The sequence below is a fragment of the Bradyrhizobium sp. PRIMUS42 genome (genome assembly GCF_023006515.1).
GTDB lineage: Bacteria > Pseudomonadota > Alphaproteobacteria > Rhizobiales > Xanthobacteraceae > Bradyrhizobium.
This window is the reverse complement of record NZ_JALBGZ010001405.1, coordinates 1-705: the sequence shown is the minus strand read 5'-3', so window position 1 is coordinate 705 and position 705 is coordinate 1. Positions and strand designations below refer to the sequence as shown.

The window sequence follows — 705 nt, the reverse complement described above, 5'->3', positions numbered from 1 at the left end:
GATCCGGCCATGGCCGCGCGGATTGACGCGCTGGAGAAGTCCGCAACCAGCTTGCGCAGCGACGTCGCCAATCTGCGCGCGCAGTCCGACAAGACCGCGAGCGCATTGAACGATGCGAAATCGGCGCCCGGGACGGCCGCGCCCGACCTTTCTGCTCTCAACGATCGCATCGCGCAGCTCGAGCGCGCCAGCAAATCCGAACGTGCCGAGCTCGCGCAGCAGGGCGAGAAGATCGCCGATGCAAAAGCGAAGGATGACAAGCCGCTGCGCTTCGTGGTCGCGGCGGCCCTGCTCGACGTCGCCGTTCGCCATGGCGACCCCTATCAGTCGCAGCTGTCCGCGGCGCGTTCGCTCGCCGCCAAGCCCGACATGCTGAAGCCGCTCGATACATTTGCATCGTCGGGCATCCCGACCCCGGTCGCGCTGAGCCGCGAGCTCCTCAACATCGTGCCGAAACTGTCACCGCCGGCGGAAACTCAGACCAGCGGCACGGGCATTGTCGAGCGTCTCCAGGCAGGAGCTTCGAAACTCGTGCGCATCGAGCGCACCGACGGCGTCGGTAACGATCGCGGCGCCATCGTCACGCGAGTGACGGCTGCGGCACTTCGCAATGATTTCGTGGAAGCGCGGCGCGAGCTCAAGACGCTGCCGGAGGCCGATCGCGCGCCCGCACAGGCCTGGCTCGACAAGGCCGATGCCCGCGAC

At 67.4% G+C, this 705-nt stretch carries 1 protein-coding gene; it reads left to right on the top strand.

Annotated features, from left to right (window positions below):
- A partial coding sequence (locus MOV75_RS40690) for a COG4223 family protein (RefSeq protein WP_369010507.1) occupies positions 1 to 705 on the top strand: 705 nt, incomplete at both ends.